The sequence below is a fragment of the Serratia sp. NA_13 genome (assembly GCF_052691735.1).
Genome location: NZ_JBQZFV010000004.1, coordinates 138,341 through 153,605, shown reverse-complemented (window position 1 = coordinate 153,605; position 15,265 = coordinate 138,341). Strand labels below are relative to the sequence as shown.

12 protein-coding genes and 1 pseudogene are annotated in these 15,265 nt (G+C 56.5%); 3 read left to right on the top strand and 10 right to left on the bottom strand.

Going from position 1 to position 15,265, the window contains the following annotated elements; translation table 11 throughout:
* Window positions 1–278: 278 nt before the first annotated feature.
* Window positions 279–1,469 (top strand): annotated as a pseudogene (gene pdxR, locus ACUTSU_RS09195) (MocR-like pyridoxine biosynthesis transcription factor PdxR); the annotation flags it as partial.
* Here the strand turns inward: pdxR and ACUTSU_RS09190 are convergent.
* Together ACUTSU_RS09190 and ACUTSU_RS09185 are read right to left on the bottom strand one after the other, a co-directional pair.
* Window positions 1,456–1,683: a hypothetical protein gene (locus ACUTSU_RS09190; RefSeq protein ID WP_445652378.1), complete on the bottom strand. Its 228-nt coding sequence runs from the start codon at window positions 1,681–1,683 to the stop codon at window positions 1,456–1,458. The pseudogene pdxR and the gene ACUTSU_RS09190 sit on opposite strands and share 14 nt — an antisense overlap.
* Before the next feature lie 191 nt (window positions 1,684–1,874).
* Window positions 1,875–2,771 (bottom strand): endonuclease/exonuclease/phosphatase family protein, encoded by an 897-nt coding sequence (locus ACUTSU_RS09185; protein ID WP_445652379.1) that lies wholly within the window; start codon window positions 2,769–2,771, stop codon window positions 1,875–1,877.
* A 214-nt stretch (window positions 2,772–2,985) separates the two neighbouring features.
* Between ACUTSU_RS09185 and pepT the strand changes: the two genes are divergently transcribed.
* Window positions 2,986–4,218 (top strand): peptidase T, encoded by a 1,233-nt coding sequence (gene pepT, locus ACUTSU_RS09180; protein WP_445654071.1) that lies wholly within the window; start codon window positions 2,986–2,988, stop codon window positions 4,216–4,218.
* A gap of 45 nt (window positions 4,219–4,263) precedes the next feature.
* Here the strand turns inward: pepT and ACUTSU_RS09175 are convergent, their stop codons facing one another.
* Entirely contained in the window at window positions 4,264–5,376 is a 1,113-nt protein-coding gene (locus ACUTSU_RS09175; protein ID WP_445652381.1) for an SLC13 family permease, read from the bottom strand.
* Between the two features lie 159 nt (window positions 5,377–5,535).
* Here ACUTSU_RS09175 and apbE point away from each other — a divergent pair, with 159 nt between their 5' ends.
* A complete protein-coding gene (gene apbE, locus ACUTSU_RS09170) occupies window positions 5,536–6,567 on the top strand; it encodes an FAD:protein FMN transferase ApbE (protein ID WP_445654070.1) in 1,032 nt (343 codons plus the stop codon).
* A 49-nt stretch (window positions 6,568–6,616) separates the two neighbouring features.
* Here the strand turns inward: apbE and ACUTSU_RS09165 are convergent, their stop codons facing one another.
* The 7 genes from ACUTSU_RS09165 to fabB form a co-directional block, all read right to left on the bottom strand.
* Window positions 6,617–9,736, bottom strand: a complete 3,120-nt coding sequence (locus tag ACUTSU_RS09165) for an efflux RND transporter permease subunit (RefSeq protein ID WP_445654069.1) — start codon at window positions 9,734–9,736, stop codon at window positions 6,617–6,619.
* A complete protein-coding gene (locus ACUTSU_RS09160; RefSeq protein ID WP_445652384.1) occupies window positions 9,733–11,184 on the bottom strand; it encodes an efflux RND transporter periplasmic adaptor subunit in 1,452 nt (483 codons plus the stop codon). Before ACUTSU_RS09160 ends, ACUTSU_RS09165 begins: the two co-directional genes overlap by 4 nt.
* A complete protein-coding gene (locus tag ACUTSU_RS09155) occupies window positions 11,181–12,440 on the bottom strand; it encodes a TolC family protein (protein WP_445654068.1) in 1,260 nt (419 codons plus the stop codon). Before ACUTSU_RS09155 ends, ACUTSU_RS09160 begins: the two co-directional genes overlap by 4 nt.
* 10 nt (window positions 12,441–12,450) lie before the next feature.
* Entirely contained in the window at window positions 12,451–12,774 is a 324-nt protein-coding gene (locus ACUTSU_RS09150) for a copper-binding protein (RefSeq protein ID WP_445654067.1), read from the bottom strand.
* A 68-nt stretch (window positions 12,775–12,842) separates the two neighbouring features.
* On the bottom strand, window positions 12,843–13,265 hold the full coding sequence (locus tag ACUTSU_RS09145) for a hypothetical protein (RefSeq protein ID WP_445652387.1): 423 nt from the start codon (window positions 13,263–13,265) through the stop codon (window positions 12,843–12,845).
* A 204-nt stretch (window positions 13,266–13,469) separates the two neighbouring features.
* Window positions 13,470–13,691 (bottom strand): hypothetical protein, encoded by a 222-nt coding sequence (locus ACUTSU_RS09140; protein ID WP_445652388.1) that lies wholly within the window; start codon window positions 13,689–13,691, stop codon window positions 13,470–13,472.
* Between the two features lie 209 nt (window positions 13,692–13,900).
* Window positions 13,901–15,115 (bottom strand): beta-ketoacyl-ACP synthase I, encoded by a 1,215-nt coding sequence (fabB, locus tag ACUTSU_RS09135; RefSeq protein WP_044552704.1) that lies wholly within the window; start codon window positions 15,113–15,115, stop codon window positions 13,901–13,903.
* Window positions 15,116–15,265 lie beyond the last annotated feature (150 nt).

Here is a 15,265-nt window from a genome sequence, read left to right as displayed (position 1 = left end):
CCCGAACACAAAAAAGCCTAGCTGCTTACGGCCTGATGAGCCAAGCAGTCATTGATTATTATTTAAGCTACAATTGAAGTCTGGTTATCATCTGGCTAAAAAGTGAAAATGTGATGATGAACAAAACAAGACAGTACCGAGACTGCTGACAAAGTCCACTGCGGTTAAAAGTTCTGATCTGAGAGCGAATAAAAACAAAGGATTATATCTTCTGATTTACCCCAAACACCCGAAAACCACGTTTTTCTGGTGTTTGTCATCAATCTGTACCACGCCTAGTGGCGATACGCATGGTTAAATCACCGACTGCCGGCAAAATTACCGGACAGCCACGTCTGTCACTACGCGGCCGACAAATAGTTCAAACCGGAGGATGTCGCGATCCACAACAACCCCTGCCCTTTGCCGCCGGCTCACCAGATTTACGCGCCTTCCCGCTAAAGCTGTGGAAACAGCTCACCGCCCAGCAATTACGCCTGCGGGGAGAAGCCCTGATGCGCTATGGCGATCCACAAGGTTATCTGCCGCTACGCGAAGCTATTGCCGGCTATGTCAGCCAAACGCGCGGCGTTAATTGCGATGCGCAGCAAGTGCTGGTGCTGACCAGTTCGCAGCAGGCCCTGCAGTTGATTGCCACCCTGCTGTTGGATAGCGACGACAAGGTTTGGATGGAAGAACCCGGTTATCGCGGAGCCAGAAACGCCTTTAGCAGCGCCGGTGCCGAGCTGGTAGCGGTCAATGTTGACGAAGTTGGGATGCGGCCGGATGAACAACTGCCCGCGCCGCGACTGATTTACCTGACGCCATCACACCAATATCCCACCGGAATAGCGCTCAGTCTGGCACGCAGGCTCGAATTGCTGGCTTTGGCTCAACGGCAGCAGGCATGGATTATTGAAGATGACTACGACAGCGAGTTTCACTATGACGGCCAGCCCATGCCGGCGATGCAAGGGCTGGACCGGCACGGCAACGTGCTCTATCTGGGCACCTTTTCCAAGGTGTTGTTTCCTTCACTGAGGCTGGCCTATTTGGTGGTGCCTCCCGCGTTGGTGGAACCCTTTACCACCGCACGCACGGTTTATGACGGTCACAGCGCCCAACTGATGCAGGCAGTGACCGCCGAGTTTATCCAGCAAGGGCATTTTGCCGCTCATATCCGCTATATGCGTCAGTTGTACCGCAATCGTCGTGACCGCTTATTGGAGGAGATACAGGAAAAACTGGGGCATTTTGCCACCCCACAACCGGCAGATGGCGGATTACAACTCAGCGTCTGGCTGCCAGCCGGTCAGGAAGAGGCCCTCACCCGTCAGGCACAGAACCTGGGGGTCGTGACGCCAGGGCTGGCAGCCCAATATCTAACGCCAACCGTGCGGCGCGATGGCTGGCTATTGGGTTTTTCCGCCCTGACGCCGGGGGAAATCTGCGCCGCTGTCGAACGGCTAAGCCGAGTCATTCCTGTTTAGCATTGCTGCGCGCAAACAATAGGGTAAAAACTATCCCGGTTAATGCACACACTACGCCAACCATCAGGTTGCTCATGCCCAGTTCAAAATGCACATACAGGGTGATCACCGCTAGCGGCAAGGCCACGCTCAGATAGGTCAGGAAGATTGCGCCGGTCAACGAAAGCAACGCTTTATTAGCGGAAGGATCCGCGTGTGAAACTACAGATGACATAAATGCTCACTCTAAAAGGAGAAAAACAAAGAGAGAGCCAGATGACTCCAACACTCTCTTTTCTCGTTGCAAAGCAACAAGAACGAGTGCGTTGGATTACGTGAACGCCTACGCAGACCCGGATCCGGGCTGTATCGGCAGATATTAACCAGTGCGCCCGGCGACAGTCAATCGCCGGGCCGTAGATTAAATTACTGCTCGGTCAGTCGCAGTTCGGCAACTACCGGCAGGTGATCGCTGACCGCCGGCCAGTGAATGCCGTTCCAGTCGCCGCTGGCGTTCGGCACCGTCATGCTGTCCAGGTGCCAGCGCTGGGCATTGCCGCTAAAGATGTAGTCGACCTTGATTTCGGCATTTTCCGCCGGCCAACTGCGGCCATCTTGCGCGGCAGGCGTGATGTCGTTCCAGTAGCGGCTCAGTTCGGTCCAGGTAACGCTGCCCGGAACGTCGTTCATGTCGCCAAACAGCAGCTTGATACCGCGCATTTCGATGGTGCGATCGTTCAACTCGCGCACCTGCTCCAAACGCATGGCCGGATCTTCTTTAGTATCCAAATGAGTGTTGATCAGCGTAATCGTCGCCGGGAACTCAGGCACGTTGGTCTGGGCGCTGAAGGCAATGCGTTGTTCACGCTGACCGGAAGGCAGCGGGTAAATCTTGCTGTCATGCAGCGGATATTTTGACAGGAACGCCAAGCCATATTCACCGCCGTCATAATCAATCGCGCGGCCAAAAACTACGTGCATACCGGTCAGTTTGGCCAGTTCTGCAGCCTGATCCAGCTTGCCGCTGCGGCCGGTCAGCTTGTCCACTTCCTGTAGCGCCACCACGTCAGCGTTCATCGCCTTGATCGCCTTGGCGATGGCGGTCATATCACTGACTTTACCGGCGGCAATATTAAAGCTGGCGACGCGGATCTTCGGTGCCTGCTCCAGGTTATAAGTTTTGTTCTTCAGACCGCCAAGCGCGCTGACCACTTCGCGACTATTGGCGTTGCTGTTGGCATGGCCAGCGTCGGTGGAGGACCAGGCAGCCTGAGATATTCCCAGAGATAACAAAGAAATAAGCAAAGCATGACATGAGCGCATGAATTCTCCTTTAGCGTTCAGATTTTTGTTGGGGCATCCGCCCCCCAGAGCTAACAATGATTTTGCCGCAGTTACCCGCGACTATTTCCTAGTTGCGCCGCTATTTTTTTATTCTGCGCGGCGTCTCGCATTCCGACGGTGAAAGCATTGCACCATTGGACAACCGACTGATTTACCATTAAAACCGATAGACTGCTTACCGAGAGGAACCCGCATGACCAGCGCCATAGCCGAACAGCTCACCGAACGTTTCTTCCGCTATCTGGCGGTAACCAGCCAGAGCGATGCCGCCGCCACAACCCTGCCCAGCACGCCAGGCCAGCATGAGATGGCCAAACTGCTGGCAGCCGAACTGCGCGAATTGGGGATGACTGATGTGCAAATTGATGAGCACGCCACCGTTACCGCACGTAAACCCGGCAACCAGCCCGGCGCGCCGCGTATCGGTTTTATTACCCATATCGATACCGTTGACGTCGGCCTGTCTGCAGATATTCACCCGCAGCGCCTGCATTTTAGCGGCCAGGATCTGTGCCTGAACGCAGAGCATGATATCTGGCTGCGCACTGCCGAGCACCCGGAGATCCTGGCCTACCCAAATGAAGAGATTATTTTCAGCGACGGTACCAGCGTACTCGGCGCCGATAACAAGGCGGCGGTGACGGTAGTGATGACCCTGCTGGCTAACCTGAGTGCCACCGACCGTCACGGCGATATCCTGGTGGCCTTTGTGCCAGATGAAGAAATTGGCCTGCGCGGTGCAAAGGCACTGGATCTGGCACGCTTTGACGTAGACTTCGCCTATACCATCGACTGCTGTGAACTGGGCGAAGTGGTGTATGAAAACTTCAACGCCGCGGCAGCGGAAATCCGCATTGAAGGGGTTACCGCGCACCCGATGTCGGCCAAGAATGTATTGATCAACCCGATTCGCATTGCCAACGACATCATCAATCAGTTCGACAGCCGGGATACACCGGAGCATACCGAGGGGCGTGAAGGCTACTTCTGGTTCAACGACCTGACGGCCAATGCCAACCTCGCCACGTTAAAAGTGTCAGTCCGTGATTTTGATCTGGCGAGTTTCAATGCGCGTAAAGAACGCATTCAGGAAGTGGTCCGGCAAGTGGCGGCAAACTACCCACGTGCCAGGGTAAGCTGCAGCGTCACAGATATCTACAGCAATATCAGCAACTCGATCGGTGAAGACCAACGCGCCATCGAACTGATTTTCGGCGCACTCGCCGCCCACGGTATTCCGCCAAAGGTAATCCCGATGCGCGGGGGTACCGACGGTGCGGCATTATCCAGCCGCGGGCTGGTGACCCCCAACTACTTCACCGGTGCGCACAATTTCCATTCGCGCTTTGAATTTCTGCCGATCAGCGCCTTTGTAAAGTCCTATCAGGTCACCCGCAGCATCTGTTTGCTGGCCGCTCGCGGCTAACAGAGGCTCCAAAGGAGAGCGATATTTCAAGTAGAAATATCGCTCTTAAGCCAGCAACCAGCCGAGCAAACCACTCCATGCCAGCAGTGGCAGCGAGTAATAATGGAATTTCAGCCAGATTTTTCGCTCGCCTGCCATCCGCAGTGCAATCAGGTTCGCTAATGAGCCTATCGCCAAGCCAAAGCCACCGGCGTTGACCGCATAGGCCAGCAGTTGGCTGGAAGGCACATAGTTAAGCAGTAAAATGGTCGCCGGCACGTTGCTGATCGCCTGCGACAGGCCGATCCCCAGGGCATAAATACCGCCCTCGCCCAACCTGGCGATGTCAGCGAACCAGGGCTGGACCGCCTCGAGGCGGGTGAATAACCCGACGTCAATAAACATGGCGATAAAGACAAAAATCAGGCTCCAGTCAATCTGCAACAACACCCGGCGAGCCAACAGTAAAAATCCGGCGAACACAGCCAACAGGCCATACAGTGGCAGGTCGATATCCAGACACAGCAGAAAAATAACGTACAGTGCCACGCAACTCAGCAACAGGCGTCGCTGGTAAGGATAGCCTTCGGTATGTGGAGCTTTAACGATCTCCCGCGCCGGGAAACTGAACCAGGTTAACAGTAGCAGGCTGGCCAGCATTGCTGCGCCAAAGGGCACCATCTGGGCAATAAAAGCCAGAAACGACAGCGAGGATTTGCTCCACAGCAAAATGTTCTGCGGGTTACCAATCGGCGTCAGCAGCGAGCCTACATTGACCGCCAGCGCCTGGAAGATAATTAACCGACTAATTGGCAACGAAGACAGTTTTTTTAGCGTGATAGTCAGCGGAATAACGATAAACAGCGCCACGTCGTTGGTCAGGAATGACGACAACAGCGCGGCAGCAAACACCAGAAACAGCGCCAGCCGCCGTTCACTGTGCAGCGTATTGACTATCTTGCGGCCAATAAAGTCAAAATAGCCGCTGACCTCAACCCCCTTGGTCAGCAGCATCAGTCCCAGCAGGGTAATAATGGTTCGCCAGTCGATAAAACCGTTGAGTGCAGGCAGTTGTTGCGGATTAACAGCAGCCATCAGCACGCCGGCCAACAGCAGAATATGTAAAAAACGATCTTTCAGAAACGGCTGGAACAACCGGGCAACGATATTTGAACTCATGTTGAGCGCTTCAAAAAAACAATCTGGGGATCAGGAGCCAGAAGTTAGCCCAAGCGCAGCGGCAACGCCAGTAAAATGCTCTTTTCCCTTTAACTGCTTTTCATTCGCCGCACTTTGCTTTATTTGTAGCGCCTTTCCCCGTTTTGAAGGATTTTTTTTATGGCTAACGTTTTCGCCAAAGGGCTGTTACTGAGCATAACGCTTAACTTGCTGAGCGCCTGCAATGACCAGAATACCCGCCCGCAGATCGACATCGAGGGCAAAACCATGGGCACCTTCTACAGCGTTAAGGTCAGCGGTGATGTGGCCATCAATCAACAACAGTTGCAGCAGCAGATCGACACAGTGCTGGAACGGGCCAACGACGATATCTCCACCTACCGCAATGATTCGGTGCTGTCGCGCTTTAATCAGAGCCGTAGCACTGAGCCACAGCCGATCCCGAGCGGCATGGCGGACATTATCCTGATGGCCCAACGCATCGGCCGCGATACTCAGGGCGCGATGAATATTACCGTCGGCCCACTGGTCAATTTATGGGGCTTCGGTCCGGATAAACGAGGGGTCAAGGTTCCGAGCCAGCAGCAAATAGAAGCCGCGCAAAAAAATGTCGGCCTGCAGCATCTCACACTGCTCGGTGACATCCACGGTGAATGGCTGCAAAAAGACCTGCCAGAGGTGTATGTCGATCTCTCAACGCTGGGTGAAGGCTATGGCGTTGACCAGTTGGTAAAGTTGATGGCGCGCAACGGCATCACCAACTACCTGGTCTCGGTTGGTGGCGCGGTTTCTTCCCGTGGCATTAACAGCCAGGGCAAACCCTGGCGGGTGGCGATCCAAAAGCCTACTGACCGAGAAAATGCGGTACAGGCTTTGGTGGATTTACAGGGTTATGGTATCAGCACCGCCGGTAGCTACCGCAACTATTTCGAACAGGATGGCCAGCGCTATTCGCACGTAATCGATCCCACCACCGGCCGGCCTATTACCCACCGTCTGGTGTCCGCCACGGTGATCGCCCCGACCGCGCTGGAGGCCGACGGCTGGGATACCGGGCTGATGGTGCTGGGGACGGAAAAAGCACTGAAACTGGCGCAAGAGAAAGGGCTGGCGGTCTATCTGATCAGCAAGACCGACGAGGGATTCAGCGCAGTGATGACGCCGCAGTTTAAAGCCTTCCTGGTGAAGTAATTTCTGGCTCAGTGATCCGGGGGCGCAGAATAACCGCGCCCCCGCTCCATCACCCCTTACGGTGCAACAACAAATACACCACCGGGACCACCAGCATCGACAGCAGCGGTGCACTGACCATGCCGCCAATCATCGGTGCCGCAATGCGCCGCATCACCTCAGAGCCGGCACCATCGCCCCACATGATCGGTAATAACCCGGCCATAATGGTGGCGACGGTCATCACTTTTGGCCGCACGCGCAATACCGCACCCTCGCTGATGGCCGCCATCAGTTGTTGTTGGGTTAGCGGTTGCCCAGGCTGACGGTGTTTTTCCAGCGCATGGTTCAAATACAGCACCATGATCACACCAAACTCCGCCGCCACGCCCGACAGGGCAATAAAGCCCACGGCCCCGGCCACCGAAAGGTTGTAGTTCAGCAGATACAACAGCCACACGCCGCCGATCAACGCAAAGGGCAGCGTCGCCATGATCAACAGCGCATCGCGCACGTTGCTGAAGGTGACAAACAGCAGCACGAAAATGATCGCCAGCGTCACCGGCAACACAATTTTCAACTGGGCACTGGCGCGTTCCAGATATTCAAATTGTCCAGACCAGCTCAAAGAGACACCGGCCGGTAACCTGACCTGCTGCGCTACCGCCTGCTGCATTTCCTCTACCGCCGATTTAAGATCGCGCCCACGCAGATCGACATAAATCCAATTGGAGAGCCGTGCGTTTTCACTTTTCAGCATTGGCGGCCCTTCGGTCACCCGAATATCCGCCAACATCGACAACGGCACCTGACTCCCATTGGCCGTGAGTACCGGTAATGCCTGCAGTTGTTGCACTGAATCACGAATCTCACGCGGGTAGCGCACATTGATCGGATAACGCGCCCGCCCCTCTATGGTTTCACCAATGTTTTCACCGCCCACCAGCGTCGCCACCATCGATTGCAGCTCCTTCACCGAGACGCCATAGCGTGCCGCCCGCTGACGGTCGATATCAATATCCACGTAACGGCCGCCGGTAATGCGCTCTGCCAGTGCCGAGGTGACGCCCGGCACCCGCTTTACCACCTGCTCAACCTGCCCGGAAATCCGTTCGATATCAGCCATGTTATTGCCGTTGACCTTGATGCCGACCGGGCTTTTTATGCCGGTGGCCAACATATCCAGCCGGTTACGGATCGGTGGAACCCATACGTTGGCGATGCCCGGCACCTTGACCACGCTATCGAGCTCCACCACCAGTTTGTCCATGGTCATACCTGGCCGCCATTGGTCACGCGGTTTGAAACGAATGGTGGTTTCCAGCATGGTCAGCGGCGCAGGATCGGTGGCGGTTTCCGCCCGCCCCGCCTTGCCGAATACCGTCGCCACCTCCGGCACGGTCTTGATCAACCGATCGGTCAATTGCAGCAGTCTGCCGGCCTCGCGCGCCGACATGCCCGGCAATGACGATGGCATATACAACAGGTCACCTTCGTCGAGCTGAGGCATAAATTCGCTGCCCAACCGACTTAGCGGATACAGGGTCAACAACAGCAACAGTAACGAAACCCCGAGCGTGGTTTTCGGACGCGCCAACACCGCCGCCAGTACCGGCTGATACCAACGGATCAGCCAGCGATTGATCGGGTTGGCATGCTCGTCGGGAATGCGGCCACGGATGAAGTACCCCATCAATACCGGTACCAACGTAATGCCCAGTCCGGCTGCCACCGCCATGGCGTAGGTTTTGGTGTAGGCCAGTGGGGAGAACATCCGCCCTTCCTGCGCCTGCAGGGTGAACACCGGAATGAAGGACAACGTGATAATCAGCAAACTGCAAAACAGCGCCGGCCCTACTTCCACCGCCGCCTGCTCCGAAATGCGCCAGTAATCCTTTGACGTCGGCTGTTGCCCTGGATGACGCTGTCGCCACTGCTCCAGCACCTTATGCATGTTCTCGATCATCACGATCGCCGCATCCACCATCGCGCCTATCGCAATGGCGATCCCGCCCAGCGACATGATATTGGCGTTCACCCCCTGATAATGCATCACCACAAAGGCACCGAGAATCCCCAGCGGCAGCGTGATCATCGCTACCAGCGCCGAACGGAAATGGAACAGGAACAGAGTGCAGACCAGCGCTACCACGATAAACTCTTCCAGCAGCTTGTGAGACAGGGTTTCGATGGCATGCTCAATCAGCTGAGAACGGTCATAAACCGTAACGATTTCCACTCCCGGCGGCAGCGTCCGCTGAACCTCCTGTAATTTCACCTTCAGCGCATTGATGGTTTCCAGTGCATTTTTACCGTAGCGCATCACCACAATGCCGCCCGCCACTTCCCCCTCACCGTTCAGCTCTGCCACGCCCCGGCGGATCTCAGGCCCTTCACGCAACGTCGCCACCTGCGACAGCAGGATCGGCACGCCATCGCGCACGGTGATCACCACGTTGGCAAAATCACTCAGTTTTTTCAGGTAGCCCGAGGTACGCACCATGTACTCCGCTTCGCCCATTTCCAGCAGCGCCCCGCCGCCTTCCTGGTTGGCGTCCTGAATGGCCGTCACCACCTGTTGATGGGTGATATTCAACGCACGTAGGCTGGGTGGATCCAACACCACCTGATACTGGCGCACCATACCGCCGACGCTGGCCACTTCCGCCACGTTGGGGACGGTTTTAAGCTCAAACTTCAACGTCCAGTCTTGTAGCGCGCGCAGGTCGGCCAGACTGTGCTTGCCGGTTTTATCCACCAGGGCATATTCGTAAACCCAACCCACGCCGGTGGCATCCGGCCCCAGCGCCACCTTCACCTGCTCAGGTAATGAGGATTGCACCTGACTCAGCGATTCCAGCACCCGTGAACGCGCCCAGTAAAGATCGGTGCCGTCCTCAAACAACACGTAGACGTAGGCATCACCAAACATGGAAAAACCACGCACCGTTTTGGCACCCGGTACCGTCAACAGGGTGGTGGTCAGCGGATAGGTGACCTGATCTTCAACTACCTGCGGTGCCTTACCGGGGTAAGTGGCTCGGACGATGACCTGAACGTCAGACAAGTCCGGCAGCGCATCCAGCGGTGCTTTCTGCAGAGCCCATACACCCCAACCGGCCAACAACACCGAGGCCAATAACACCAGCAGCCGGTTGCGCAGCGACCAGCGGATCACGAATGCAATCATAAGTGGCCTCCGTGCCCGGCATTGATCGGCAGAACCTGGCTGATATGTGAACCGCTATCGTCGACGCTAAAGTGAATTTTCACCCGGTCGCCAGACTTGATGCCTGCAGGTAATCCTCCCGGCGGCAGAGCAAAATCCATGGTCATCGCCGGCCACTGTAATTCTGGCACCGGTCCGTGGGACAACGTCATGGTTTCGCCATTGAGTGCCTCAATCATCCCTTCGGCCTGGTACTGTTTAACTTCGGTTTGTGCCGCCATCTGCGGCAAGGCACTGCGCATACTGGCCTCGGAGTCGATCAGGAACTGACCGGAGGTCACCACCTGTTGCCCGGCGCTCAGCCCGCGTTTGATCTCCACCCAGCCATCCTGCACACGCCCGGCCACTACTCCCACCGGTGTGAAATGGCCGTTACCCTCGGCAACCAATACACGGTTACGATCGCCGTTATCTATCAGCGCCTCTTGGGGGATTGCCAGCACCGGTTTGCCGACTGCGTTCTGCGATAGCGTCAATTGCAGGTACATGCCTGGTCGCAGCTTTTGCTGAGGATTTTTTAACAGAATGCGCGCTTTGAAGGTACGGGTCAGCGGATCAACATTGGCCAGCAGCTCGCTCACCTCACCTTCAAACCTTTCCCCCGGCCAACTGGCAGAGGCGGCCTGCACCTTGTCGCCCACCTTGAGTAACCCAGCCTGCGCCTGTGGATAGTCGGCAACAATCCACACCGGATCGAGGCTGGCTAGTTCAAACAGCCCCTGCGCGGCCGTCACCTGAGCGCCTTCGAGCACGCTCAGCTTATTCACGAAACCATTTTCCGGTGCCACTATCTGCACCCGCGGTTCGGGTTTACCTGAACGTTCCACCTGCCGGATCACCGCTTCGGGCATGAACAGCAACTGCAACCGCTGACGTGCAGCAGCGGTCAGTGCGCTATCGCCCAGTTTGCGTATCGCCAGATATTCCTGCTGTGCCGCACTCCAGTCGGGGATCCACAGCTGCGCCAGCGCCTGGCCTTTTTTCACCTGCTGCTGGCTGGCACGAACATAGAGTTTCTCCACCAGACCATTGGCGCGGGCGGCGACAATCTGAACCCCACGTTCATCGGTAGCGACGCTGCCGAAAGCGTTCAGTTGTGGCTCCAGTTGGCGCAATTGTGCAGCTTCGGTGCGAACGCCCAGGTTCTGCTGTTGCCGGGCGCTAATGGTCACGCCCCCCTCCGGCTCAGCCTCATCGGCATAGCGCGGCACCAGTTGCATATCCATAAAGGGCGATTTACCCGGTTGGTCAAAACGCTGCCCCGGCATCATAGGGTCGTACCAATAAAGCACCTGCCGCTCACTCTTGACGGCCGGTGCAGGCACTTCTCCCGCTGCGCCAAACCAGTATCCCACCAGCCCACCGCCGATTAACGCCGCTAACAGCGCCAGTTTGAATTGTATTTTCATTGCATCGATTCCTGAGGGGTGAGATAGCGAATGGCGGCCCAAATCTGCGCCAGTTCTCTGGCGGCCTTGCCGGCGCTGAGGCGACTGTCGAGCAGCGCCCGCCGAGCTTCCAGTACCGCCGACAAATCGCTTTTACCGCTGCGGTACTGCGCTAACAGCAAAGTGACCCGCTGTTGTTGCAGGGGGATCGCCTGTTGCTGCTGTCGCTGCCACTGCGCCTGAGCTGCCTGATATTGCGCCAACAGCGTATCGAGCTGTGCCTGATGATCACGTATCAACAACGTCAGCCGATCATTAGCCTCCATGTTGCGGGACACGTCTGCGGCATAGTCTTTATCCTGCCGCTGCGAACGGAATAGCGGCAAATCGACGGTAAACATCACCCCGGCCAAATCCTCGTACTCGTCGGCCCGTTTGCCGTAATACACCTCGACGCCGACGTCCGGTATCGCTGCCACCTCTGATTGCGCCGAACGCGCCTTGGCGACGTCCGCCTCACGGCTGGCCTGCAGCACCTCGGGATGTTGTTTGATCGCCTGTCGCAAAACGTCGCTGTCGGCCGGTAAACGTTCAAAGCGTGGCATCGCCCCGGCAGTATCCGTAGTTGCCTGGCCAGTCAGTTGCGTCAAGCGTGCCTGCGCTACCGCAACGTCACGCTGAGCCTCACTGATGCGGTCCTGCATGGCCAGCAGCGTCAGTCTGGCGTCCAGCACGCCGCTGGCGGGAGTAGCGCCACCGGCCACACCTGCATGCTGAGTGGCAATTTGACGCTCACTCTCCGTAACCAGTGCAGTGGCATCACGCAAGGTTTGCCGGCTCAGTGCCAGTTCCAGCCACGCCTGAGCGGTTTGCTGCTGCAAACGGGCTCGAATGGTAGCGCTGCCGGCATCCGTCTGGCTGGCTTCAGCGCGCAGGGTATCCGCCTTGCGCTGGCGTTTGGTACTGCTGACGTAATCCTGCATGATGCCGACCCGCCCCATCGTCATGCCTTCGCGGGTGAAGCGCCGGGCGTTTCCCCCCTGCACCGGCACGTTTTCAATACCGAACTTCAGCTTGGGATCGGGCAACTGCATTGCCGAATCCGCCATGTTCTCCAGGGCATTCACCTGATGTCGATTGGCCGAAAGTTCTGCCGAATAGCGTTCAGCTGCCGTCAGCGATTGTTGCAGCGTCAGTTCCGCTGCCAGAGTGGCCGGTGCCCAACAGGCAAGCAGCAGCAAGCCCACCCGCCAAGGGTGAGAAAAGGTAATAGTCATAACGCCTCCGTTATGGCCGAGCGGCGGCGATGGCGATCAGCTGATAACCGCCATCGACCGGCAGGAAGCTGAAATCAACCTCGGTACCCACCGGCAATGCGGTGAGCGATGGCGATGAAGGAAGTTGGAAACTCATGGTCATGGGCGGCCAGTTGAGCGCAGGAATCGCCTGGTGTGCGATGGACACCTTGCGCTCATCCCAGGCCTTGATGACGCCCTGGCTATGGATTTCGACGGCAGGTTTTACGGTAGAATGTTGCATCGCCATATCGGCGGCGCTGACGACAGAGGAGAAAAACAGGGTGATCAGTACAACGGCAAATAAATTACGCATAACGGGTACTCCATTAAATAGTTAACAAACACGGAAAACCGTCGGGGACGGCAAAGCGGTTGTCAGAGCTATTCACGGAACCGGCAGAAAACGATCTCTGCCGGCGGCCCTGTTATCGGGGGCGTTTGCCAGGTATTGGAGGGGGCTGAACGAGACGGGAAAGGCGTAATAACGGCCAATTCGCTGCTGGTGGGCAGCGCAGCCAACGTCAGGTTGCTGTGATCCTGTTGGGCGGACTCAGGGACACAATGCTTCTCGCACAGCGGCCCTTGGGTTTGCATCTGGTCTGACGAAGGCTGGCTGTTTTGCATATGCATCATATGCTGGGCCATGGGCGTTTCACCGCTGAACTGCAGGTTGCAATTATGGCTGGCCAACGCCAATTGGGTATTCAACAACAGCCAACTGACGACCAATAGCCATGCACAGGCCCGCTTTTTAGCGAAACGCAAACGGTGCATGGATAAAGATATGGACGCCAAAGCCGACATCAGGTGATTCCAGAGTGTGGGATAACCGGAGTATATCGGCCAAGTGCTTGCGCAGGAATGGAATTTACACCCGCTGACAAAGCCGTGTTTGCCAACGGGCTGGAAATAAAAATACTTTGATATCAATCAACCGGCGGTGGCTCAGCCAAAGAAAAACCCAGCGCGGAGGCTGGGCTTGATACGGGGAGACTCTCCGACGGAAGGTTATTTGGTCAACGCAATAATACCCAGCGTCAGACCGGCAACCGCCGCGGCACCACCGGCGATAGCGCCTGCGGTTTCCCAGTTATCCTGAGTGGTACCTTTCATACAGGTGTTAGTGTGCACCAAACGCCCCTGATCATCATAGACCGGGACACAAGGGGAATTGGTCGCGCACCCAGCCAGAAATACCGACAGCAGCCCAACTGCAATTAACTTTTTCATACTATTGCCTCAATGTTCTATCACTCTGAAATACCACACCGAGTGATATTCGCGCTCTTGAGCCATTGTATGCGCAAAAGGCTGAACGAAGCGTTAATGATCCGTCAGAAGATGTAATTTGAGATAACTCCGAGCGGCCCCCTGCAGGATCGACAGGCATTAAAAAGCCCGCTAAAACGCGGGCTTGATCCACAACCTTGAGGCCGGAATTACTTCTGCAGCTTGCGCATTACCAGCGTGGCGTTGGTGCCGCCGAAACCGAAGCTGTTGGACATCACGGTGGTCAACTCGCGTTGAGTCGGCTGAGTCACGATGTTCATGCCTGCGGCTTTCTCATCCAGGTTATCGATGTTGATGCTCGGCGCAATAAAGCCGTGCTCAACCATCAGCAGGCTGTAGATCGCTTCCTGCACGCCGGCGGCACCCAGTGAGTGACCGGTCATGGCCTTGGTGGAGGAGATTGCCGGGGTGTTGTCGCCAAACACTTCGCGAATGGCACCCAGCTCTTTCACGTCGCCGACCGGCGTGGAGGTGCCGTGAACGTTCATGTAGTCGATTGGGGTATCAACGCCTTGCAGCGCCATCTTCATGCAGCGCACCGCGCCTTCACCTGATGGAGCCACCATGTCGGCACCGTCGGAGGTCGCACCGTAGCCGATGATTTCAGCATAGATGTGCGCACCACGCGCCAAAGCGTGTTCCAGCTCTTCAACCACCACCATACCGCCGCCGCCGGCGATGACGAAACCGTCACGCGCAGAGTCGTAAGTACGAGAAGCTTTTTCCGGGGTATCGTTATAACTGGTGGACAGAGCGCCCATAGCATCGAACTCACAGGCCATTTCCCAGCACAGCTCTTCGCCGCCGCCGGCAAAGACCACGTCCTGCTTGCCCAGTTGGATCAGTTCAACCGCGTGACCAATGCAGTGTGCAGAGGTTGCGCAGGCAGAGCTGATGGAATAGTTAACGCCACGAATTTTGAACGGAGTTGCCAGGCAAGCGGAAACGCCTGAAGCCATGGCCTTGGTCACCATGTACGGGCCAACGCCGCGCAGGCCTTTGGCACGCATGCCGTCGGATCCGGCAACCTGGTTGCGCGGTGAGCCGCCACCTGAGCCAACTACCAGACCGGTGCGATCGTTGGAAACCTGATCGGCAGCCAGACCTGAGTCCTTGATGGCTTCCTCCATGGAAAGATAGGCATAAACGGACGCATCGCTCATAAAGCGCATCACTTTACGGTCGATCAGACCGGTAGTGTCCAGTTTAACATCGCCCCATACGTGACTACGCATGCCGGAATCTTTCAGCTCCTGGGAGAAAGTGATCCCAGAACGTCCTTCCTGCAGGCTCGCCAGGACCTCCTGCTGGTTGTTACCAATGCTGGAGACGATTCCCAGGCCAGTAATCACTGCACGTTTCATTCAGTACCTCTTCCACATTTTTACATTCGGGATTTTGCCTCGCACTTTAGCGTACAGATGTACGCCGAACAAGTCCGATCAGCGTTTTTCAGCTTTATTCTTATCCAGTTTGCGCCATAGCGCCAGCGCCGTTAGAATCCCGTCACCCCT

Bases quoted from the DNA above. Each gene is read 5' to 3' on its own strand.
- ACUTSU_RS09145 (WP_445652387.1), bottom strand. From the start codon at position 13,265: ATGTCGGCTTTGGCGTCCATATCTTTATCCATGCACCGTTTGCGTTTC.
- ACUTSU_RS09175 (WP_445652381.1), bottom strand. From the start codon at position 5,376: ATGAGTTCAAATATCGTTGCCCGGTTGTTCCAGCCGTTTCTGAAAGAT.
- fabB (WP_044552704.1), bottom strand. From the start codon at position 15,115: ATGAAACGTGCAGTGATTACTGGCCTGGGAATCGTCTCCAGCATTGGT.
- ACUTSU_RS09160 (WP_445652384.1), bottom strand. From the start codon at position 11,184: ATGAAAATACAATTCAAACTGGCGCTGTTAGCGGCGTTAATCGGCGGT.
- ACUTSU_RS09155 (WP_445654068.1), bottom strand. From the start codon at position 12,440: ATGACTATTACCTTTTCTCACCCTTGGCGGGTGGGCTTGCTGCTGCTT.
- ACUTSU_RS09165 (WP_445654069.1), bottom strand. From the start codon at position 9,736: ATGATTGCATTCGTGATCCGCTGGTCGCTGCGCAACCGGCTGCTGGTG.
- pepT (WP_445654071.1), top strand. From the start codon at position 2,986: ATGACCAGCGCCATAGCCGAACAGCTCACCGAACGTTTCTTCCGCTAT.
- ACUTSU_RS09150 (WP_445654067.1), bottom strand. From the start codon at position 12,774: ATGCGTAATTTATTTGCCGTTGTACTGATCACCCTGTTTTTCTCCTCT.
- ACUTSU_RS09190 (WP_445652378.1), bottom strand. From the start codon at position 1,683: ATGTCATCTGTAGTTTCACACGCGGATCCTTCCGCTAATAAAGCGTTG.
- apbE (WP_445654070.1), top strand. From the start codon at position 5,536: ATGGCTAACGTTTTCGCCAAAGGGCTGTTACTGAGCATAACGCTTAAC.
- ACUTSU_RS09185 (WP_445652379.1), bottom strand. From the start codon at position 2,771: ATGCGCTCATGTCATGCTTTGCTTATTTCTTTGTTATCTCTGGGAATA.
- ACUTSU_RS09140 (WP_445652388.1), bottom strand. From the start codon at position 13,691: ATGAAAAAGTTAATTGCAGTTGGGCTGCTGTCGGTATTTCTGGCTGGG.